Raw genomic sequence first — 19,994 nt, 5'->3', positions numbered from 1 at the left:
GGCATCAGGCTATCCGGTAGGCGATCGCAGGCACACCCCCTGCACAACCCATTCTCCCAAGGAAGTATTTATGACATCTCAATCGGCTCAAGCTGCCTCAAAGGGCAGTCAGTTTTTGCAGCCCAATTCTCTACAGCCGGATCATCCACAGCCTAATGAGCTACAACCCAATTGGGTCAGCATCATTTTTTTCGCCACTATTCACCTCCTCGCCCTCCTTGCCTTCTGGACTTTTTCCTGGTCGGCGATCGGCGTCACCCTGGGTTTGCACTGGCTGTTGGGCAGCATCGGCATCTGTATGGGCTATCATCGCCTCCTGACCCACCGCAGCTTCCAGGTTCCTAAATTCCTGGAGTACATCATCGCCACGATCGGCGCGCTTGCCCTGCAAGGGGGGCCTATCTTCTGGGTTGCTGGACACCGGGCCCACCATCTTTACACCGAAGACGAAGAGAAAGACCCCTACTCTGCCCGTCGCGGCTTTTGGTGGAGCCATATGCTCTGGTTGTTCTACTATCGCCCTGAATTTTTTGACCGCACCCGCTACCAGTCCTATGCCCCCGATCTGGCTCGTGACCCCTACTACCGCTGGCTGAATCAATACTTCCTGCTGCTACAAATTCCCCTGGGATTATTGCTGTATGCCCTGGGCGGCTGGTCATTCGTCGTCTACGGTTTGTTCCTGCGAACCGTCCTGCTCTGGCATAGTACCTGGTTAATCAACTCCGCCACTCACCTCGTTGGCTATCGCTCTTTCCACGTGGCCGACGGCTCTCGCAACCTCTGGTGGGCCGCCCTCCTCACCTATGGCGAAGGCTGGCACAATAACCATCATGCGCATCCCAATGTGGCAAAAGCGGGTTGGCAATGGTGGGAACTTGATATGACCTGGTGGGCAATCCAAGCCTTAAAAACTTTGGGATTAGCCAAACGGGTTGTCATGCCGCCGATCGGTCTTTTAACCCGGAACTAGGGGTGCAAGCAACCCTTGCAGGTCAGAATGTCCCCACCACTAGTGCAGCAAGCTCAAAATGCTAGATTTGGTGGGCAGTGCCCTATAAGGATGCGTTACAGCAATCCATTGGTGAGAAATCACCCCACCCCAGTCCACCCCCGGTGGGCTTTTTTTCGATCGAGCCACTCAACAAAACCGCTGCAATCGTCAAACATCGGCAAACTCGGCAAAGTTAAAATCATTCACCTCAAGATAGCGATCCAACTTTATGGCATCCTAACCTAGAGAAGTTTCCTTCACCCTCAGCACTCAGTCCTCAAACCATGCCCTTCCCCACCCAAGACCCCCACTGGACAGGAACCCGCGACTTTCTTCAGCAGTACGCCCCTGCTGCGAACATCCTCGCGCCCAACGAATTCCTGGAATTCCTCCCCGGAACCTATCACTACAACGTTTCCTACCTGTTTCCAGTGGAGCAATTTGACTTCATTGTTGTCCATAAAGGCATGGTGGCAGACATTAAAACGCCATTGCTTTTAAATGCGATCGAACACTTTCATCCCGTGCTGGCGAACGATGTTTTTGTGGTCTACGCCAAAGAGCCGATCGCCGATCTTCCCAGCCCTGAAGCAATCCACATCCAACCCCTGATCAACCAGCTTCAGCCCGAACTAGAAGCCCAGGCTGATACCACTTCCTCCCCCAAACCACCTGCCTGCGCTGCCGTCATCACCACCTACAACCGCCCCAATGCCCTGAGGCGATCGCTGCCGCAAATTGTGAAGCTGGGACTGCCGATCGTGATTATTGATGACGGGTCTGCACCGGGACTGCATCGGGCGAACCAGAGCATTGCCAATGAATACAACGTGCCGCTGATTCGGATTCCCACCAATCGCGGCTTGCCGAATGCGATCAACGTCGGGGTCGAGTATTGGTTAGCCGATCCCAACATTCAATGGATTTCCTACTTCCAGGATGATGTCGATGTCAGCTCCAACACGCTGCGAGTCCTGACTGCAATTCAGCATCCCCAGGAACGTCCAATCTTAGCCGGACAGGAAGCCCCGGAACACCCGATCGTTGAGACCACTGAAATTGCCGGATACTCCGTTCTGCTGAAACGCTCCATGCCCGGTCAGCACCTCCATGCCCACCGGGATTATTGGAGAGCGATTCTGCCCATCCCCACCCCCTACCTGGGCGCACCCAAACAGGACAAGGGCAAACCCGGACAGGGAGCCGATGAGGATTGGTGGATCACCGCCTGGGCACCCCAGTCGATCGCCAAACAGGGACGTTATGTAGTTTGTATTCCCAACCTTGTTCGTACTTTTCAGCCTGCCGCCGATGAGTCTACCTGGGGCAATATTAGCGGCTTTGCCAGCAGTACGGATGAGGCAGAATCCCTCAGTCTAGAAGGGGTGAAAGTCCTGGTGGATGGCTATAACCTGCAATTGACAAAGGGGACGGGGATCAAAACCTATGGGCTGAGCTTGATTCAGGCCCTCGATCGCATGGGGGCAAAGGTGGATGTCCTCCTCAGCCGGAATGGCTACAAAGCCAACGAAGTATTGGATGAAATCATCTTTTTTGATAACCAGTCTGGCAACCAGAACTGGATTAACCTGAGCAAATGGGTGATCAAATCCCTCTCACCGTTTTATCGGGCCAAACGCCGCAAGCCGTTTGCTGGATTGGTGGTGAAGCGCGGCAAGTACAGCGATGATTTTCTCCGCTATGCCGAGTCATTCAACCTGCCCCAGTGCTACGACCTGGCAAACGGACTGTATCAAAAATTCCAACTCACCACCAAAATTAATGTTTCTGAAAAAATAGACCTCTGGCACGCCACCTATCCCCTACCGATGCAGGTACGCGGAGCCAGGAAGATCACTACGATTCACGATTTAATCCCCCTGCGGCTGCCCTACGCCACCCTGGACGACAAAAAGGTGTTCTACCTGAAAATCCGCGATGCCCTAAAGGATTCTGAGGTGATCATCACGGTTTCCGAAAACTCCAAGCAGGACATCCTCCGCTATTTTGATGTCGATCCCGATAAAATCTTCGTCACCTACCAACCGATCGCCCTCAAACCCCTGGAAGACACCGAAGAGGGGATCGCCACGGTTCTGGGACGGTACGGACTCAAACCCCAGAACTACCTGATGTTTGTGGGGGCGATCGAACCGAAGAAGAACCTCGGTCGCTTACTGGATGCCTACTCCAGCATCGATACTGATATGCCGCTGGTGATTGTGGGTAAAAAGGGCTGGCTCTGGGAAGAAGAATTAGGTAAAGCCTCCCTGTTTTTTGACAATAAAGACTCCAAAAAGAAGGTGAAGCTGTTTGAGTATGTCTCGATGGACTTACTGCGCTACCTCTACAAAGGAGCCTTCTGCCTCGCCTTCCCCTCCCTTTACGAAGGCTTTGGTCTGCCCCCGGTAGAAGCGATGCACTATGGTTGCCCGGTGATCACCTCCAATGTGTCTTGTCTCCCCGAAATCTGTGGCGATGCGGCCCTCTACGTTGACCCCTACGATTTCAAAGATATCCAGGAGAAACTGGAGATGGTCATGGGTGATACCACCTTACGGGAGCAAATGATTAAAACTGGACACCAAACCGCAGAGAATTTTAGTTTGGATAACTACACCCAACGGCTGTATCAAGCTTATGCAAGGGCTTTGAAGTGAGGAGTGAGGAGTGTTCGCGGAGCGTGAGCGTTCGTTTAACGTTGCCGAAGGCAGTAAGCCCGTAGGAGTGAGTGTTTTGAGATGGGCAGCAATCAGGGTTAGGTTCACTATAAGCGGCGATTGAGGTGAGTGGGCGATCGGGTGATCTCACGGGTTTCAAAACAGCTTTCTGATGAGTTCATCCCGATCGATGCCAAAATGCTGGGCAATGTCTTTCAAAATTGCATTTAGCGTCCCCAGCTTAATTGGGCTGTGATTGGGAACGGTGACGTGATGTTCTCCATTTTCCTGGGTCGTTAATCGAATATGGCTACCTGTTTGGCGATCGATGCTGTAACCAAACCTTTCCAGAGATTTTGCGAGGTTCTGCCCGGTCAAATCTCGCGGCAGCTTCATGAGGCGATGACCTCATCTCGAACAATGTGCAGTCGAATCAGCTTGGGACGTTGATCCTCTTCGAAGTGGCATTGCACAGCATCTCGCACCATCTCGCGGAGTTCTTCGATCGTTTCTCCTTGGGTAAAAATGGATTCTCCGATCGCCTTGGCTGTATATCCCCCTTCGGGATCTTCTTCGACGAGGAAAATGATTTCTGTCATTGGTCTGCCTCATCCAGCGTTAAAGGTTGCTTTGGTATTTTCCCAAGAAATCGTATCGCTTTAACTGGCGAAGTTGTTGTGCCTGGGCGATCGGGAGTTTTTTGGGCATGGGATGGGAAGCGATGAGGGTTAGATTTACTATAGCCAGCCAATGAGGTGAGTAGGCGATCGGGTCATCTCAATCGGTGTAATTGGGGCGATCGTTGAGTTTTTGGGTTCCAACAAGGATTCAGTACCTACGACACCATTGTTGAGCGCAGCAGGCTACCAATTACAAAAGTTTGTTTTTATACTGGGTACAGAGTTAATGATTTGGGTCAGAATGATGCCCACCTATAAAGAAGTTTTAGATTTAGAAAACGCCTCTCTTTGCCCGATCAGGCTCGATTGCTAGAGGCTTTGTCTGGGAATCTTCCTCGGCAGCCCTGAGGCAAAAGCTGTACCAACGTATATCATGAACCAACAAATCTCCCTGTCTCGACTCTACGATCGCCTGGGGATTACCCCTACCCAATTAGCTGAATTTTGCCAGCGTTGGCACGTTGCTGAACTGGCTCTCTTTGGCTCTATCCTCCGTGATGACTTTCGCCCTGACAGCGATGTTGATGTATTAATTGCGTATCAGCCAGCCTCAAAGCGAGGTTTGTTTGAAAAAATGGCAATGCAAGAAGAATTACAACAACTATTGCATCGTCAAGTCGATCTGGTGAGCAAAAAGGCGATCGAGCAGAGCCGAAACCGGATTCGACGTGACAATATTCTTAATTCAGCAGAGATCATCTATGTCGCGTAATCAAGAAGCCTTGGTTGACATCATAGAAGCGATCAAATTAATTCTCCAATATGCTGAAGGGGTTGATATAAATGCCTTAGCAGCAAATACCGAGAAACAAGATGCAATCCTACGTCGTATCACAATTATCGGTGAAGCAACGAAAAGACTATCGCTGGACTTTAGAGAAAAACATCCATCCATTCCTTGGAAACAAATTGCAGGGATGCGCGATGTTCTTACCCATGATTATGACGAAGTTGATCTAGACGAAGTATGGACAGTAATTAATGAGAATTTACCCCAATTACTTAACTATATTGAGCCATTAATATCAAACGAGAATTGAAAAAGTAGGCAAAGATAAAAAATGGTTTTTAAATTCTAAGTGATGGTATGCAACGCCTGAGATATCTATTGATAACAGTTAAAACAAACCTGATCATCCTTTATCAACATACAGTTCAATGGCTTACATTGTTCAACACCTTATTCCAGACTCTCAGACTCCCGTCACCCTCGTTATTGCTACAGAGGAAATGACTATTCAAGACGCAGTTGAACGAATGATTGAACACGACTTCAGCCAACTGCCTATTGTCGATAACGACCACGATCGTAAGTTGAAAGGTTTAATCACCAGTGATTCAATTCTTAGGGCAGTCAGATACTTTAGAAGCCCACTTGATAAAATCAAGGTTTCTCATGCGAGCCTTGATGTGAAAACCTGTCGTCCAGATGATGACATCTCAGAACTGCTCAATGGGCTGAGGGATGCAAGTGCCATTCCCATTGTTGATAAAACCGGAAAATTGATCGCAATTGTCACAAACTACGATACGGCTGAATACTATCGACAGCGTGCTGAAGACATTATGCTCGCTGAAGATATCGAAACAACCCTGCGAGACTACATTGAGACTGCCTATAAAAGCAACGACGGGAATATCGATAGCGATGCCCTACGGAAAGCAATTGAGGGCATTACTCCATCTGGAAAAGACTTCAAAAACAAATTCAAGCAAGCTTTATGCAGCTATCTTGGGCGTTCAAAGCAAATTCCTCCACAGCCGGATCAGAAATTGATCGATGAAATGTTCATGCAGTATCTGCACCAGCCAATTGAGATTAAGTCTTTTGAAGATTTAACCCTATTTGAATATATTCAACTCTTTAAGAACCTTTGGAACAAATATGAAGCAGATTTCAAATATCTTGACTGGGGTTCGATTGACACATTATTAAGCGAAGTTCGTCAGACGCGGAATGCAATCGCTCATTTTCGTGAAGTCATGCCCAACCAGCGTAAGCAACTCAAGTTTTGCGCCAGCCTACTCGATCGACACCGTCCCGCACCTGAAGAAGTAAAATCACCGAACGAACCCATCACAGCTGTTATCGAAGACAATCAAATCTTCTCTGATAAATTTGATGTTCCTCTTGAACCTGCTGAACGGAGTGGGGGAGAGTTTGATCCGATTGATGAAGAACTTGGCTTAAATGAAAGCCGATACGCTCCTCTAGCAATCTGGCTTCAAGGTCAAATCGGAGAAGGAAACGAAAAAATTTCACTCACTTTTGAGCAAATTGAAAAAATCATTGATGACAAACTCCCTGCTTCTGCCAGACAACATCGAAACTGGTGGGCAAATGATACGGTCAGCCATGCCCAATCGCAGCAGTGGCTTGATGTAGGTTGGCGCGTATCAAACGTCAACATGGCTCAAGAAAGGGTTGTGTTTTCACTGATGAGCGATCGACAAAGTGCATACATTAAATTTTTCAACGATTTACAGCCTAAGCTAAATAGCATTGAGGAATTAACGATTAAACCAGCGATGAATCTCCAAGGACGGTCTTGGTTGGTTGTTCAAATCACATCATCAGAAATTCCTGACACAACGTGGCTGTCCTTTTCATTCGCTCGCAAGTCTCGATTCCGGGTCGAGTGCTATATCTACACTGGTGATCAAAGTCAGAACAAACGTATATTCGACAGTCTCTATGCCCGCAAAACAGAAATTGAGGCAGCACTTGGAGAATCCTTAAGTTGGGAACGGATGGATCACAAGCAAGCTTCTCGTGTTGCTTTGTATCATGAGGAAGCATCAATTACAAATTCGCCAGAAGAACTGACGGAACTGCAAGATTGGGCAATAAGGATGATGCCTCGCTTTTATCGGGCGATCGCCCCCCATCTGCACAAAGAAATACACTCATCACAAGCGTCTTGACAATCAGAACCTAACTCTCAACCCATGATATGAAATCAGGACTAGACCGGGTTGAGACACAAACCCAATCTACTTTTCCTCATCATACCCGTTAATTTCATCCAGGCTATGTTTCTGAATCAACGCCTGAATCTTGTCCTGCTGCAAATAAAGCTCTAAGGCATCATTGATTAACTGCGAGAGGGAGATATCTTGCAAAGAGGCGATCGTCGCTAGCAATTTTGCTAGTTCAATGTCCGCATAGGCTCTAATTTCTCTTTTGTCACGTTTTTTAGCCATGACTTCATTGTCTCGTATGGAGAGATACGAGTACGCTATTGAGGATATATCCAAAATCAGCTATAGTTGCTTTCAACGTCATTAAGGTTAAATCCATGATCACCCTCACCGATGACGAGGTGGCTTTACTGCGAGCCATCCTCACCCGCCTGCGATCGATCAAAGTCCGAGACATTGATAAAGCCCTGGTCATCCTCTCCAAAGGAGAACGCCAACCATGATCGTGTTAACCGATCAACAAGCCCTCACCCTGCATCATCTGCTCACCGCCATCCTGCTCAACGAAACCTACCGCATCTCTGAACTCGAAGATGCGATCGTCTGGACAGCTCCCGAAAACCGACAGATTCTTTGCCCCTTCGACTCCCTCTGGTCGAAAAACCTGGCGGAGGAAATAGTCAGACTGATGAGCCAGCAAAGTTAGAAACGATGGTCGCGTTCAAATATGACAAAGGCTACTCTTTTGAAGGTAATCGAGGCGATCGAAAGGGTAGCTTTTCTAGAGTTGGAGAGGCTAAACCAAGACAGCATCAACGCGCTCCAATGCTGCCAAAACTTTTCGCGCTTTCGTTGCTGACCATTGAGGCATCGCTTCACCCTATGCAGCAACAAACGTCAAGCTGGATAGCACTGAGGTCAATTCTCCATGCTCGACCTTATCTGCAATCACTCTCAGAGCAAGGGCAGAGATAAAAAACTTCATGGTTCATCAGTCCGCGTTCTATTTTGATTCCAACCTTCCATATCCACCAAATATTAACTTTTGTAAAACCGATCGCCCCCTGTGGAAAACTCATCCCTTTCTGTGGAAATCTCTGGGGAAAACCCTGGAGAAACTTTCTTTCTTCGGAGGAAAACATCAGGATCCTTTTCCAGTTGTGGAAAACTCAAACTTTTTCCCACAGGTTTTCCACAGGCTTTGAGGTTCGATCGCCTTATTCAGCAAACATTTCACAAGTTTTCCACTTTTTCCACAGGCCCTACTACTACCGATCGATCTCTTTAAAGTCATTTAGATATAGAAAGCAGAGGATCAAAAATAAACCTGAATAAATAGTAACCAGAGAATTGAAGCTTTTCAGCAACGGTGTTACGATCACGCTCCGAGTCCGATCGAATTCAGGATCAATGAATTGATGGGAAAGCGATCAGTTTTAAGCATTTCAACGGATCGTTTTTTTACAAATGCCCTATGATCTTGTCCATGCTGCCCGCTAACAACCGTTAAGATCAAACGTTCTACCCCCAAAAGACTGCTGAATTGAATCAACTTATGCTGCCTTTGCGATCGCTGTCCCTCCTTGCGCTGCCCCCTTTCTAACCAATAGTTAATCTTCTAAACGAACTGCACAATCCTGTTCTAAACTGGTCTTCCAGCTTCATCTCACTGCCCATTCCTATGAAACTGATTTGCTCTCAGAACGAACTTAATACCCATTTGTCCCTGGTTAGCCGTGCCGTTTCGTCCCGTCCCAGTCATCCTATTCTGGCGAACGTGCTGGTGATTGCTGATGCAGAAACCCAACAGGTCAAGCTAACCGGCTTTGATCTGAGCCTGGGGGTTCAGACCAGTTTCCCAGCTCAGGTGGAGGAAGGTGGCACGTTAACCCTGCCTGCGAAGCTGTTTAGTGATATTGTGTCGCGCTTGCCCGATGGTGAAGTAACCCTGGATGAAGAGTCGGGTGCGCTACTCGTGACGCTAACTTGCGCCTCTGGACGGTATCAGGTGCGGGGGATGGGAGCCGATGAATTCCCCGAATTGCCAACGGTGGATGAAAGTGATATCACTCATTTGCCGATCGAATTGCTGAGTGAGGGACTGCGAGGGTCGTTGTTTGCCACCAGCTCGGATGAGTCCAAGCAGGTTCTGACCGGAGTACACATTGTTTCTGACACAGATAGTCTGGAGTTTGCTGCAACGGATGGACATCGGTTGTCTGTGGTGCAGGCATTGAGTGCGGAAGCTGAGTCGGAAAACGGGGCGAGGATTGCCGAGTTTGATGTCACAATTCCGGCAAAAGCCCTCCGGGAGCTGGAGCGAATGCTGCAAATGAATGCGGCGGATGCGGTTGCAGTTCGGTTTGACCAGGGACAGTTGGTGTTTGAATGGGAAAATCAGCGTTTAACCAGTCGGTTGCTAGAAGGACAGTATCCCAACTATCGACAGTTGATCCCGCGCCAATTTTCTCGCCAGATGACGATCGATCGGCGGCTGTTCATCAGTGCGCTGGAACGGGTTGCGGTGTTAGCGGATCAGCGCAACAGCATTGTGAAGTTGAGTATGAATAGCGTTGAGCAGGAAGTGGTGGTCTCGGTGGATGCGCAGGATGTGGGTAGTGCCAGAGAGGCGGTACAGGCACAAATTTCTGGAGAGGATCTGGATATTGCCTTCAATGTGAAATACTTGCTGGAAGGGCTAAAGGTGCTAACAACAGCGGAAATTCAGATGCAGTTTAATACGTCTACCAGTCCCTCGATTTTGACACCGTTGGGCGGAGTGAAGATGACGTATCTGGTGATGCCGGTACAGATTCGATCGTAGGAGAACAAAAAGTTTCCAGATGGCATCTATCGAAAGAGGTAAATTCATCGTTCGCTCTTCATTAAATTCATAAACAAAAATAGGAGCCAGGAACTCACACCAGTAACCCTGACTCCTATCTTTATTGAATGATTGATACAAGTATTGACCCCAGATCAAACAGCTTATGTTGTCCAGGATCATGCCCAATCTACCTGGAAACTACGAATTCGCATCGCTGCCAATCGCAGGATTAGATGTGGTTCGTCCAGGAAGTGTGCCTTTCGATACAAAGTAGTTATTGAGTAAAGTTGTACCTAAAGACAGAACTACGGGTGCGAGGAAGAATGCTAGCAAACCGCGAACTGCAAATCCTGGAACCAGGGCAGAAGCGAGCCAGAAACACACACCATTTAGCACGAACGAAAACAGACCCAAGGTCAGGAAATTGACAGGTATAGAAACAAACGACAAAACAGGTCTAATGACGGAGTTGACTAAGCCGATCGCAACCCCAGCAAGGATTGCCACAGGGAAGGATGCGATGTTAACACCTGGAAAAATGATGTCAACGATCAGCAAGGACAGTGCTGTAATTAGTGTTGTGAGAAGATATCCAATCATGTATTTACCCCTATCTTAAGAAGAATCTAATGACTAAGTTTCTGAGCCTATGTCCATAGAATATCGTATTACCAATTATCTTGTTCCCTATCTCTTGTCAGATTTTTGATTGCATCTTGCCACGACGCTTTAACCAGACGATATACTAAAAGCATTTCCAGGGTTAATCACCCTTTGCCTTAATGCAATTGAGGGATTACAAACTAAAGAGGATACAACCATATGCTACTTAAGATTCTTTTGGCAATTCTGCTACCTCCTGTAGGCGTATTTCTATCCTATGGGGTAGGTACAACGTTACTGATTAACATTCTGTTAACTGTTTTGGGTTGGCTTCCAGGAAGTATCCATGCAGTTTGGGCAATTACAAAGCAAGCAGAAAAAACAGCTGCGAATCGTCAACTGTAAACTAATCGAGTTGGAAGCTTCTGATAGCAGCAGATGAAAAGATTAAAACAGTGTAAGCTGACTGAAATCTAGAAACCGGGCAACGGGTAAATGGAGGAATGCTGAAGCTAGTTGAATCCACAGGTCTGCTGCTAATCGCGTCAGAGAACAGCATAAGCGTATGCAATGTTAAGGAACACAGCACAAATAAAAGACTAGATCGAAGGGTTGATCTAGTCTTTTTGATTTTGTTTCTACCACTTAGGGTTAGGGACTGCGCTAACCGGATCCTCACAGTCGATTCAGGACAGATTGCAGGTAAGCTTTCACCCGCTGCTTAATCTGCTGTTCTTTCTGAGCGATCGCAGCTCCAGCTTGGCTGGCTCTTGCCTCTAATTCTATTTGCTTCTGATCCACTGGGAGGGGTTCGTTGCTGGCTTCAGCCCTGACGCGGGTTTCTTCATACCAAACCCTGGCATTCTCCAACCGCTGCTTGACCTGATCGTAGTTCTCACCGTAGCGATCGGCAAGCTTAGAATCCAAAACAGCCAGTTGCTCCTTGAGACGAACATACTGCTGCTCCAGGAAGGAAAAGCCTTCTCGATCGCGGATGGCACGAATCGCTGCATCAATGATGGACTTAAACTGAGCTGTGGTCTCATCCTTGCTGGTTTCTAGCTCAACCAGTGCCCGATCGACCTCTGCCTCTAGTTGCTGTTCCCCAACGGCAATTTCAGCCTGCAAATGATCGACGGTTTCATGGGCCACATTAATGGCTTCTTGCTGAGACTGCCGCACGCCATCGATCGCACCTTCGACCGATGCCGCAATATTTTCTTGAGCTTCAGTTGTGCTAGTGTCGGTTTGCTCGGCGATTGTGCCGATCGCATCTTTAACGATGGTACCGATTTCACCCGACCCGCTCTTGAGTTCCTGAATGGTTTGAGCAACAGCCACTCTAACGATTTCTCGAATTCGACCCGCTCTCAAGCCGCCTTCTACTTTTGCTTTCTGAAGATCCTCAGAAATGCGATCCTTGACGCTGGTAGACATTATCTTTCTCCTGAAAAAAGTGTGTGTAGGATGGGCATAGCCCATTATTCTGGATTGAATTGTGATTCAATGAACAGTTTTCGTTCAACAAACAAAATATTCAGTTGTAAAAATATTTAGTTGTAAAAAACTTGTATTTTGTTTGTGTGTTTTGAAGTAGTTGATCTATGCAACTTTAGCTTCCACAGTGGCTTCTGAAGCTAGTTCTACTTCTGTGTCATCATCTTTCCGCTTAGACTTCAGGTGAGTCATTAATATTTGAGAAACTTCCGTCACCAGAAGTGTAGTCACCAGTCCATCGTCCAACCATCCTAAAACTGGAATTGCATCGGGTGCAATGTCGATCGGGCTGACGACATAAAGCAGACTGCCCAGGATAATCAACCAGCGATATTTGGGATGGCGCAACGTGAAGCGGAACAGGTTTTGCAGTGGTCTGTAGAGTGGTTTAATCAGTAGCTTGGCAAGAAACTTCATGGCGTTGTCCTTAGTAGGTTGCAGGTTGTGGTCTTTATCCCCTGCTCATCTACGATTATGGTGACAGATTCCCATCAAAATATCTGGTGTGGATTACCCACGATTTGGTAGGGCTGATCCCACTTCTGCAATCTTTGGATTGTAGATTTTAGATTAAGCAAGAATTGACAAAAAATGGCGCAGAAAATCTACGCCAAAGGATAGATGAATATTCTAAACAGCTCAGGTTTCTGATTGTCCCAGCCGCCGGTTCCACTCCTCGTCAATTTTGTCCGATCGCAGGTATTCCTGTTCCGTCAGATCTTGCTCTGTCGTGTAGGCCAAATCGGACTCATTCACTATAGTTCGGGTCGCAAATTGTTCAGCAAAGGTGAGTTTTTGTCGAACTTCATCATCCGCATGGATTAAAGCCACTGCTCGCTCCTGTCGTGCTTCATTGCGGGCTTCCACTTTTCGATTGCGCCACTGAATCCAGAAGTAGCGGAGCAGGGGAATGGTCAAAAAGCCAATGCCGTAGGCAAGGAGCAACCAGTAAATGCTGCCGACGAAGGCCACCAACCCCCCCAACTCCAGTCCTTGCTGAAGCAAATTGCCCAGCACCAGTGCGCCCACCAGGTTCAATCCCCCTAATCCAGCCGCGCCGATGATTTGCCCACTGCTGGCTTGACTGAATTTCCAGGGAAGTTCTCGCAGATAGGCCGAGGCCGGTTGGGGACTGCGCTGATTTTTGGCAGTCACCTGCAATTCTGGAAAATGGTAGATGATTTGTCCATCGGGACTCACTTCTGGTCGCCCATTGAAGCGGGTCAGCACGGGCAGCATATAGTCTTCATTCTCACGCCAGTCCCTACCTACGTTGTCCAAATAGGGGGCGACCTGCTCGGCAATGATAGCTCCATTGCTGTTGCGGATGACGGTGCCGATCGTCTGCCACCGAGTTTCCTCCAGGTTGGCATTGGGATTGCCATCACCAAACAGGAAGGAGAAAACCGCTTCCAGAAAGTTCATGTCCGACTCGCTGCCGGAGGATGAAGTGTTGCGCGTGTTGTAGGAACGACGGCTTTGTTGGCGATAGTAGCTCCTGCGGCGGTAATAGTCTGGGCGAAAGACGTAGAACCAGTTGGGGCTAATCCAGAAATAGGGGATGAAGGCTCCACCGCCCCCCCGGGATCGTCCACCGCCATAACCACGGCCGCTGTCGTTGCGGGAGTTCATCGACATGATAATCACCAGGATCGTCACAAAAATCAGGACGATCGAGACAATCAGCAAGATGCCGAAGGACACCCGAATAATATAAAACAGGGTTTCCCAGACTTTATTCCACCAGTTCTGAAGCCGTAGCCGAAAATATTTACTTTGTAAAACACCTCGAAAGTTGCGGGGAAATAAGTAGGCAATATCGCCGGATTCCGCTACTTGCAGATGGCCGCCAGCCTCTGATGCCAGTGCCAGCAAATCACGTTCGGCCACCTGGATATCCAGCCCTGCCTGAGCTGCGACATCGCCGATCGTGACTCGATAATTCAATTTTTCCACCGCTTTCATCACGGAGGGGTTGGGTATCATACCTCGCTCCAGTTGACTGTGAGAGCTTCTTTTCCAGTATAGGAAGTGAATGGAGGAAGTGGGTAATCCGTCACAGCAGGGCTAGGGTACGATGGGAACTGTCCCTCTACTGCATCATCGGACTGGACTAATCGCACAATATGACGTTTAGCAGCGTTCTAGCATTATTCGGTGCAATGGTGGTCTTAGCTGCCATTCCCAGCATTAGCGTCCTCACCGTGGCAATGAACGCAGCCACCTCTGGGTTTCTGCATGGTGTGTTCACCGCGATCGGGATTGTGTTGGGTGACATTATTTTTATCCTGATTGCCCTCTGGGGTCTGGCGTTCCTGTCGGAAACGATGGGGGAATGGTTTTTCTTGATCAAATACTTGAGCGGTGCTTATTTGATCGGGCTGGGGATGAGTCTGTGGCGATCGAAATCGCAGATTAAGGAAATCGAAAATGGGGTTCAGACTTCGCTGCTGTCGAGTTTGTTAACGGGTTTTTTAATCACCATCGCTGACCAAAAAGCAACCCTGTTTTATCTGGGGTTCTTTCCTGCTTTTATAGATGTTTCTGAAATCTCCTATGGAGATACGGGAATTGTGATTGCAACGGCTGTAGCGGCTGTGGGCGGAGTCAAGCTTGTTTATGCATTGTTGGCAGATCGAGTCCGCACATGCCTTAATTTCAACCTTAAAACTACAATCAATCAAATTGCAGGTTGCATCATGATCGCGGTTGGTATGGTTCTGCTGTTCAAAGCTTGAAATAAAAAACGTAGCGCAGGCATCTTGCCTGCGAGTAAAGGACTGGGCGGGCAAGATGCCCACCCCACAAGAGAAGGATTGGGCAAGCAAGATGCTTACCCCACAAGGGAAAGGGAGAAATTAGGATCTTGGTCGTTCTCTATGTTCCTCCTTCCGCATTCATCATTCCTTCTTCTAGGCAGACTGTAGTTCTAAGGTGGGATAGTCGGTATATCCTGTTTCATCTCCACCATAGAAAGTCGATCGATCGTATTCATTCAGGGGTGCATTCTTAGCAAAGCGTTCAGCTAAGTCGGGATTAGAAATATACCAGCGACCAAAGGCAATCAGATCCGCATCTCCCTGGGCGATCGTTTCTTCTGCGAGTTCCCGATCGTATCCTCCCGCACCAATAATCGTGCCATTGTAAATCGATCGGAAAAAGTGAGAGGAAAGATCCTGTCCTTCCGGTGCGCCGTTGTCTTCCCTGGGTTCAATCAAATGTAGGTATGCCAGGTTACGTTGATTCAGTTCTTTAGCGACGTAGGTAAACAATGCTTGAGGGTTGGAATCAGACATACTGTTGAACGTTCCGCTAGGAGAGAGGCGCAGACCGACGCGATCGGAACCCCATACTGCTACGACGGCATCAATGACTTCTAGCAGCAGCCGGGCCCGATTTTCGATCGAACCACCGTATTGATCGGTACGCTGATTGGAACCATCCCGCAGGAATTGATCCAGCAAATACCCATTTGCCCCATGAACTTCTACGCCATCAAATCCAGCTTCCAGTGCGTTCTTTGCGGCTTGGCGATACTGTTCAACAATTCCAGGAATTTCTTCTGTCTCTAATGCACGAGGCGTAACGAACGGTTTTTGTCCTTCATAGGTAGACGCTTCTCCCTGAGGGGCGATCGCACTGGGAGCTACAGGTAACGCGCCATCTGGCTGGAGATCGGGATGGGAAATCCGTCCGACGTGCCACAATTGCAGGAAAATATGGCCACCGCGATCGTGAACGGCTTGCGTGACTAACTTCCAGCCTTCCACCTGTTCAGCAGAGTGAATCCCTGGTGTAGCGGGATATCCGACACCCTGGGGGGAAATCTGAGTTGCTTCCGTAATAATTAATCCTGCGGATGCCCGTTGCGCGTAATAAGTGGCATTCAGTTCTCTGGGCGTATTGCCTGCTCCAGCCCGATTCCGGGTTAAAGGAGCCATAACTAAACGATTGGGTAAGGTGTAACGGCCCACTTGAACAGATGAAAGCAAAGCGTTCGGTGTCATAAAATTCCTCAAATCGCTACAAAATTTTTGAAAAAACAAGTCCCAATCAATTCCCAATTCTTGTGGAATTCTTGTGGGCTGGGCATCTTGCCCGCCCAGTCAGCAAGTCGTTACGATGATTCCATCATTAAGCCGCTTGCGTTAAGTTCCGATCGCCCGATTGTTGCATGGTCAAAACTGCATTTAATCGAGCGTCCAGTTCCCGCTGCGATACGATACCGACCAACTGATCCACCACCTGGCCATTCTGAAAAATCAGGAGGGTCGGAATGGCACTGATGCCATACTGCGAGGCAAATTCATCGTACTGATCCACATTCAGCTTGGCGACCTTAGCCTGCCCTGCAAACTGGGTTCCCAGGGACTCCACGATCGGACTCATCAGGCGACAGGGGCCACACCAAGCTGCCCAGAAGTCCACCAGCACCGGAACTTCGCTGTTGAGAACTTCCTGCTCAAACGTTTGATCGGTCAATGTAATGACAGGATGAGTCGTCATAGCCAACTCCTTGAAGGATAAAGAAGGATAAAGATTTGCGCTGTAGAGGGTTTAGGGTGAAGTCAAACAATCGATCGGTTGCCGCTTGACCAGACTGACTCGATCGCGGATCAATCTGGTTTAGTAGTTAAACAACCATTTAACTAAAATAGTAATCAGAGTTTCTAAAATAGTCAAGTAGTTGTTTAACTATTTCAGTTTGCTGCCGATCGGCGTAAGCTGGAGAAAATAGGTAAGCTAATTTATTTCAAACTTTCGTTTTTAAACACTCAACTTAAAAAGCATCATGGCAGACTCCTCTACTCCCCTGACTGAAACGATCGCCCCTGTTCCTGAAACCAATACTGAGCAACGGGCCAAACTATTTGCCGCCCTCTCCGATCCGACGCGGCTTCGGATTGTGGAGCTACTCGCCACTCAGGGAGAACTCAGCGGTTCTGAAATTTCTACTCAACTCGGCATCAGCCTTGCCCTGTTCTGTCACCACTCCAAAACCCTGGCGGAAGCTGGACTCCTGCAAATTCGCCGCGATGGTCAGACAAAGTTTAATTCTCTGAATCAAGATTTACTACTGAGTTGCTTTAGCTCGTTTGAGGGGTTGTGTCGGGGGAAGAGTGAGGGGTGAGGAGTGGGGAGTAGGGAATGGGGCGTGGGGAGTGGCTGTGAGTTACCCTTCGGGAAGCTCTCCAAACTGTTCCCGATATTGCGCCAGTCTTGCTTCCAACTCTGCGGCGCGTGTTTCAGCTTGCTGCCTTGCCTGAGCTTCTTGCTGCCTTGCCTGGGTTTCCTGCTGTAAGGCTTCTGCTAACTCATCGGGAACTAGCAGTTTCTCCCCCGTATCAAGTCGATAGAATCCGATTAAGCGTCCTTCTACCACCAGTTGCAGTTGCAACACCTGACTTTTCCCGTCTTCGATGGACTCATAGACAAATTCCGGTTCCCCATCGGAGTTAATGAACTCATGCAGGGTATGGCCGCGCAGTTGACCAGGAATCCACTCTCCCTTGGGATCAAATTGCCAGTATTCCTGGACACCTAACTGGGCATACAGGGTCTTTTTAAACGTTTCGTCCTTCTCGCGGGTACTTTCGGAGGTGATTTCAAAAATAACGCTGGGAACTTGTCCTTCTTCCCAAATTTTGTAGTTATCCCGTCCCCCTGGTTCAACGTTAAAAATCACCATGATATCGGGAGCTAACCGCAGGCGGGGAAAGCCCTGGGCGTAGTATAAAAATTGGTTTCCTAAAACGGTGGCTCGCTGTCCAGCCAGGTATTGCCGCAGGACTTCCAGCGTGATCAGTAATGCGTACAAATGGTCAAACGTTTCTGCCACTGGTTCACCGTCCCCGCTGGGGTAGAAAGGCTCAGTTGTCTGGTTTGCTGGGGTAAGAGCCGTCATCTAACATCCTCCAAGAAAACCGTTGGCTGATAATGCGGAGCGTCTGATGCATCTCATCTTTAAGTTAAGACTTTTAAGTTAAGACTTTGCCAAGCTGCTCAGTTCCAGTATAAAACTGGAGTCTGAGTTCAGAAATTCGAGAGAAATTCGAGAACAGTGGAAGGGAAGAATGGAGAGGTTGTATGAAGGCGCAAATTGTTTACACGCCCAGAACACGTCCAACGATTATCAAACTGCATCCAGCCACTCCAATGAGCGATCAGCAGTTTTTTGAATTTTGTCAGGCGAACGCTGACTATCGGTTTGAGCGTACAGCTCATGGGGAGATTGTTATCTTGTCACCAACAGGTTCAGAGTCTGGAAATCGGAATGCTAATTTAACTGTGCAGGTAGGAATCTGGGCGGAGCGCGATGGAACAGGGTTGATTTTTGACTCTAGCACTGGATTTACGTTGCCAAATGGGGCAGTACGATCGCCTGATCTGGCATGGATTCGGAAATCGCGCTGGGATGCGATTCCACCGGAACAGCGTAAGAAATTTGCCCCAATTTGTCCTGATTTTGTCGTGGAGTTGCGGTCTGAAACGGATGACTTGGCAATGTTGCAGGTGAAGATGCAGGAATATATTAACAATGGGGCAGCTTTGGGCTGGTTAATTGATCCGCTCGAAAAGCAGGTTTATGTGTACCCGTCTGATGGTTCTGTGCAACAACTCAATGCTCCTTTAACCCTTAGCGATGATCCTGTGCTTCCCGGTTTTGTATTAGATTTGGGCAAAATTTGGTAATGATCAATCTCTGACTCGTATTTGCAACATCGTAAAATCAAAAAATCCAGAAGTAAGAGAACGATCGCCGTGTTAGCAGCAGTTTTGTATGGTCAGGAACATTTACAGCTTGAAGAGGTAGCTGATCCAACGCCGGAGCCAGGCGAGGTGGTGATCCGGGTAGGCGCGGCGACGACCTGCGGTACAGATCTCAAAGTATGGCGTAGGGGTGGTCATGCCCGAATGTTGAAACCGCCAACGTTGTTTGGGCATGAGGCCGCTGGGCAAATTGTGGCGATCGGTGCTGGGGTGACGGGTTGGCAGGTGGGCGATCGGGTGGTGGCGAATAATTCGGCTCCCTGCATGACCTGTTTTTTCTGCCAGAAACAGGAATATTCCCTCTGTACCGATCTCAGCTTCAATAACGGTACGTTCGCTGAATACCTGAAAATTCCTGCCCAAATTGTCAAACATAATCTGTACCCCATTCCGGAGGGATTACCGGATGCCATTGCCGCCATGACGGAACCCCTGGCCTGTGTCCTGCATGGTGCAGCTCGCTCGAATGTCAAACCGGGCGATCGGGTGGTGGTCTTAGGGGATGGGGCGATCGGTCTGATGTTTGCGGGTGAGTTGGTGCGGCTGGGGGCGGAGGTATTTTTATTTGGCGGTAATGAGCAGCGGTTGCAGATTGGCGAACAGTTTGGCGTGGCGAAAACCTTTAACCATCACCAGCAGACCGATATTCCGGGGACGGTCAAATCCTTCACCGAGGGCTGGGGCGCGGATGTGGTGGTGGAAGCGACGGGATCTCCGGCTGTATGGGAAATGGCGATCGCATCTGCCCGACCAGGGGCGACGGTCAATTTGTTTGGGGGCTGTCCCCGCGATACCACGATTACAGTGAGTACGGAACAGCTTCACTACTGCGAACTGACCCTGAAAGGCGTGTTCCACAGTACGCCCCATTACGTGCGATCGGCGCTTGAGTTGTTGGCCAGTCGGTCGCTCCCGTTTGAGTTGCTGATCAGCGATCATCAGCCCTTGAAGAATCTGGAGCAGGTGTTTTTTGATATGCGCGATCGTAAGGTGGTGAAGGTAGCGATGATTCCTGCCTAAAATAGGAAGTATCCCGTTTC

Annotated in this window: 24 protein-coding genes; 14 read left to right on the top strand and 10 right to left on the bottom strand. The window is 48.6% G+C overall.

Features of this window, described 5'->3' with window-relative positions:
- The first annotated feature begins 70 nt into the window (after window positions 1-70).
- The 3 genes from ACM1PF_RS03665 to ACM1PF_RS03655 all read left to right on the top strand — a co-directional run bounded on the left by ACM1PF_RS03665 (window position 71) and on the right by ACM1PF_RS03655 (window position 3,654).
- The gene (locus ACM1PF_RS03665) at window positions 71-973 is read left to right on the top strand and encodes an acyl-CoA desaturase (RefSeq protein ID WP_416672384.1); all 903 of its coding nucleotides are present in this window, start codon (window positions 71-73) and stop codon (window positions 971-973) included.
- Window positions 974-1,050: 77 nt separating this feature from the next.
- Window positions 1,051-1,191 carry a hypothetical protein gene (locus ACM1PF_RS03660; protein ID WP_416672383.1) on the top strand — a complete coding sequence of 47 codons (141 nt, stop codon included), beginning with the start codon at window positions 1,051-1,053 and terminating at the stop codon, window positions 1,189-1,191.
- Window positions 1,192-1,278: 87 nt separating this feature from the next.
- Window positions 1,279-3,654 (top strand): glycosyltransferase, encoded by a 2,376-nt coding sequence (locus ACM1PF_RS03655; protein WP_416672381.1) that lies wholly within the window; start codon window positions 1,279-1,281, stop codon window positions 3,652-3,654.
- A gap of 156 nt (window positions 3,655-3,810) precedes the next feature.
- Here the strand turns inward: ACM1PF_RS03655 and ACM1PF_RS03650 are convergent, their stop codons facing one another.
- The gene (locus tag ACM1PF_RS03650; protein ID WP_416672380.1) at window positions 3,811-4,050 is read right to left on the bottom strand and encodes a type II toxin-antitoxin system HicA family toxin; all 240 of its coding nucleotides are present in this window, start codon (window positions 4,048-4,050) and stop codon (window positions 3,811-3,813) included.
- On the bottom strand, window positions 4,047-4,253 hold the full coding sequence (locus tag ACM1PF_RS03645; RefSeq protein ID WP_416672378.1) for a type II toxin-antitoxin system HicB family antitoxin: 207 nt from the start codon (window positions 4,251-4,253) through the stop codon (window positions 4,047-4,049). The genes ACM1PF_RS03650 and ACM1PF_RS03645 overlap by 4 nt, the downstream gene beginning before the upstream one ends.
- Before the next feature lie 454 nt (window positions 4,254-4,707).
- On the opposite strand from ACM1PF_RS03645, the gene ACM1PF_RS03640 reads away from it, so the two are divergent.
- The 3 genes from ACM1PF_RS03640 (at window position 4,708) to ACM1PF_RS03630 (ending at window position 7,259) form a co-directional block, all read left to right on the top strand.
- Window positions 4,708-5,046: a nucleotidyltransferase family protein gene (locus tag ACM1PF_RS03640; protein WP_416672376.1), complete on the top strand. Its 339-nt coding sequence runs from the start codon at window positions 4,708-4,710 to the stop codon at window positions 5,044-5,046.
- The gene (locus ACM1PF_RS03635) at window positions 5,036-5,374 is read left to right on the top strand and encodes a HepT-like ribonuclease domain-containing protein (RefSeq protein ID WP_416672374.1); all 339 of its coding nucleotides are present in this window, start codon (window positions 5,036-5,038) and stop codon (window positions 5,372-5,374) included. Before ACM1PF_RS03640 ends, ACM1PF_RS03635 begins: the two co-directional genes overlap by 11 nt.
- Window positions 5,375-5,492: 118 nt before the next feature.
- On the top strand, window positions 5,493-7,259 hold the full coding sequence (locus ACM1PF_RS03630) for a DUF4268 domain-containing protein (RefSeq protein ID WP_416672373.1): 1,767 nt from the start codon (window positions 5,493-5,495) through the stop codon (window positions 7,257-7,259).
- 69 nt (window positions 7,260-7,328) lie between these two features.
- Here the strand turns inward: ACM1PF_RS03630 and ACM1PF_RS03625 are convergent, their stop codons facing one another.
- A complete protein-coding gene (locus ACM1PF_RS03625) occupies window positions 7,329-7,538 on the bottom strand; it encodes a hypothetical protein (RefSeq protein ID WP_416672372.1) in 210 nt (69 codons plus the stop codon).
- Between the two features lie 95 nt (window positions 7,539-7,633).
- Here ACM1PF_RS03625 and ACM1PF_RS03620 point away from each other — a divergent pair, with 95 nt between their 5' ends.
- From ACM1PF_RS03620 to dnaN, 3 genes are all read left to right on the top strand, one after another.
- Window positions 7,634-7,759 carry a hypothetical protein gene (locus ACM1PF_RS03620; protein WP_416672370.1) on the top strand — a complete coding sequence of 42 codons (126 nt, stop codon included), beginning with the start codon at window positions 7,634-7,636 and terminating at the stop codon, window positions 7,757-7,759.
- Window positions 7,756-7,962 carry a hypothetical protein gene (locus ACM1PF_RS03615; RefSeq protein WP_416672369.1) on the top strand — a complete coding sequence of 69 codons (207 nt, stop codon included), beginning with the start codon at window positions 7,756-7,758 and terminating at the stop codon, window positions 7,960-7,962. The genes ACM1PF_RS03620 and ACM1PF_RS03615 overlap by 4 nt, the downstream gene beginning before the upstream one ends.
- A 975-nt stretch (window positions 7,963-8,937) precedes the next feature.
- The gene (gene dnaN, locus ACM1PF_RS03610) at window positions 8,938-10,080 is read left to right on the top strand and encodes a DNA polymerase III subunit beta (protein ID WP_416672367.1); all 1,143 of its coding nucleotides are present in this window, start codon (window positions 8,938-8,940) and stop codon (window positions 10,078-10,080) included.
- 201 nt (window positions 10,081-10,281) lie between these two features.
- On the opposite strand, the gene ACM1PF_RS03605 is transcribed toward dnaN, so the two are convergent.
- The gene (locus ACM1PF_RS03605; protein ID WP_416672366.1) at window positions 10,282-10,683 is read right to left on the bottom strand and encodes a phage holin family protein; all 402 of its coding nucleotides are present in this window, start codon (window positions 10,681-10,683) and stop codon (window positions 10,282-10,284) included.
- Window positions 10,684-10,905: 222 nt separating this feature from the next.
- On the opposite strand from ACM1PF_RS03605, the gene ACM1PF_RS03600 reads away from it, so the two are divergent.
- Entirely contained in the window at window positions 10,906-11,091 is a 186-nt protein-coding gene (locus ACM1PF_RS03600; protein ID WP_416672364.1) for a YqaE/Pmp3 family membrane protein, read from the top strand.
- A gap of 270 nt (window positions 11,092-11,361) precedes the next feature.
- Here ACM1PF_RS03600 and ACM1PF_RS03595 read toward each other — a convergent pair whose 3' ends face one another.
- The 3 genes from ACM1PF_RS03595 to ACM1PF_RS03585 all read right to left on the bottom strand — a co-directional run bounded on the left by ACM1PF_RS03595 (window position 11,362) and on the right by ACM1PF_RS03585 (window position 14,169).
- Window positions 11,362-12,123 (bottom strand): histidine kinase, encoded by a 762-nt coding sequence (locus tag ACM1PF_RS03595; protein ID WP_416672363.1) that lies wholly within the window; start codon window positions 12,121-12,123, stop codon window positions 11,362-11,364.
- Between the two features lie 165 nt (window positions 12,124-12,288).
- Window positions 12,289-12,600, bottom strand: a complete 312-nt coding sequence (locus ACM1PF_RS03590) for a YkvA family protein (RefSeq protein WP_416672362.1) — start codon at window positions 12,598-12,600, stop codon at window positions 12,289-12,291.
- Between the two features lie 222 nt (window positions 12,601-12,822).
- Window positions 12,823-14,169, bottom strand: a complete 1,347-nt coding sequence (locus tag ACM1PF_RS03585) for a hypothetical protein (protein ID WP_416672360.1) — start codon at window positions 14,167-14,169, stop codon at window positions 12,823-12,825.
- A gap of 140 nt (window positions 14,170-14,309) precedes the next feature.
- Between ACM1PF_RS03585 and ACM1PF_RS03580 the strand changes: the two genes are divergently transcribed.
- Window positions 14,310-14,921: a LysE family translocator gene (locus ACM1PF_RS03580; protein ID WP_416672358.1), complete on the top strand. Its 612-nt coding sequence runs from the start codon at window positions 14,310-14,312 to the stop codon at window positions 14,919-14,921.
- Window positions 14,922-15,095: 174 nt separating this feature from the next.
- Here the strand turns inward: ACM1PF_RS03580 and ACM1PF_RS03575 are convergent, their stop codons facing one another.
- Complete coding sequence (locus ACM1PF_RS03575; protein ID WP_416672357.1) at window positions 15,096-16,190, bottom strand: alkene reductase; 1,095 nt, start codon at window positions 16,188-16,190, stop codon at window positions 15,096-15,098.
- 127 nt (window positions 16,191-16,317) lie between these two features.
- A complete protein-coding gene (gene trxA, locus ACM1PF_RS03570; protein ID WP_416672356.1) occupies window positions 16,318-16,689 on the bottom strand; it encodes a thioredoxin in 372 nt (123 codons plus the stop codon).
- Between the two features lie 286 nt (window positions 16,690-16,975).
- On the opposite strand from trxA, the gene ACM1PF_RS03565 reads away from it, so the two are divergent.
- Window positions 16,976-17,314 (top strand): ArsR/SmtB family transcription factor, encoded by a 339-nt coding sequence (locus ACM1PF_RS03565; protein ID WP_416672354.1) that lies wholly within the window; start codon window positions 16,976-16,978, stop codon window positions 17,312-17,314.
- A 42-nt stretch (window positions 17,315-17,356) separates the two neighbouring features.
- Here the strand turns inward: ACM1PF_RS03565 and ACM1PF_RS03560 are convergent, their stop codons facing one another.
- The gene (locus tag ACM1PF_RS03560) at window positions 17,357-18,088 is read right to left on the bottom strand and encodes a Uma2 family endonuclease (RefSeq protein WP_416672353.1); all 732 of its coding nucleotides are present in this window, start codon (window positions 18,086-18,088) and stop codon (window positions 17,357-17,359) included.
- 182 nt (window positions 18,089-18,270) lie between these two features.
- Here ACM1PF_RS03560 and ACM1PF_RS03555 point away from each other — a divergent pair, with 182 nt between their 5' ends.
- Window positions 18,271-18,876, top strand: coding sequence for a Uma2 family endonuclease (locus ACM1PF_RS03555; protein ID WP_416672351.1), 606 nt, complete (start codon window positions 18,271-18,273; stop codon window positions 18,874-18,876).
- A gap of 69 nt (window positions 18,877-18,945) precedes the next feature.
- Window positions 18,946-19,974, top strand: a complete 1,029-nt coding sequence (locus ACM1PF_RS03550; protein WP_416672350.1) for a zinc-dependent alcohol dehydrogenase — start codon at window positions 18,946-18,948, stop codon at window positions 19,972-19,974.
- The last annotated feature ends 20 nt before the right edge of the window (window positions 19,975-19,994 follow it).

Source organism: Egbenema bharatensis FJBBOT/2019 (assembly GCF_048077055.1).
GTDB lineage: Bacteria > Cyanobacteriota > Cyanobacteriia > Elainellales > Elainellaceae > Egbenema > Egbenema bharatensis.
Note: the sequence above shows the minus strand (reverse complement) of the source record. Positions and strands in the feature narration are given on the sequence as shown.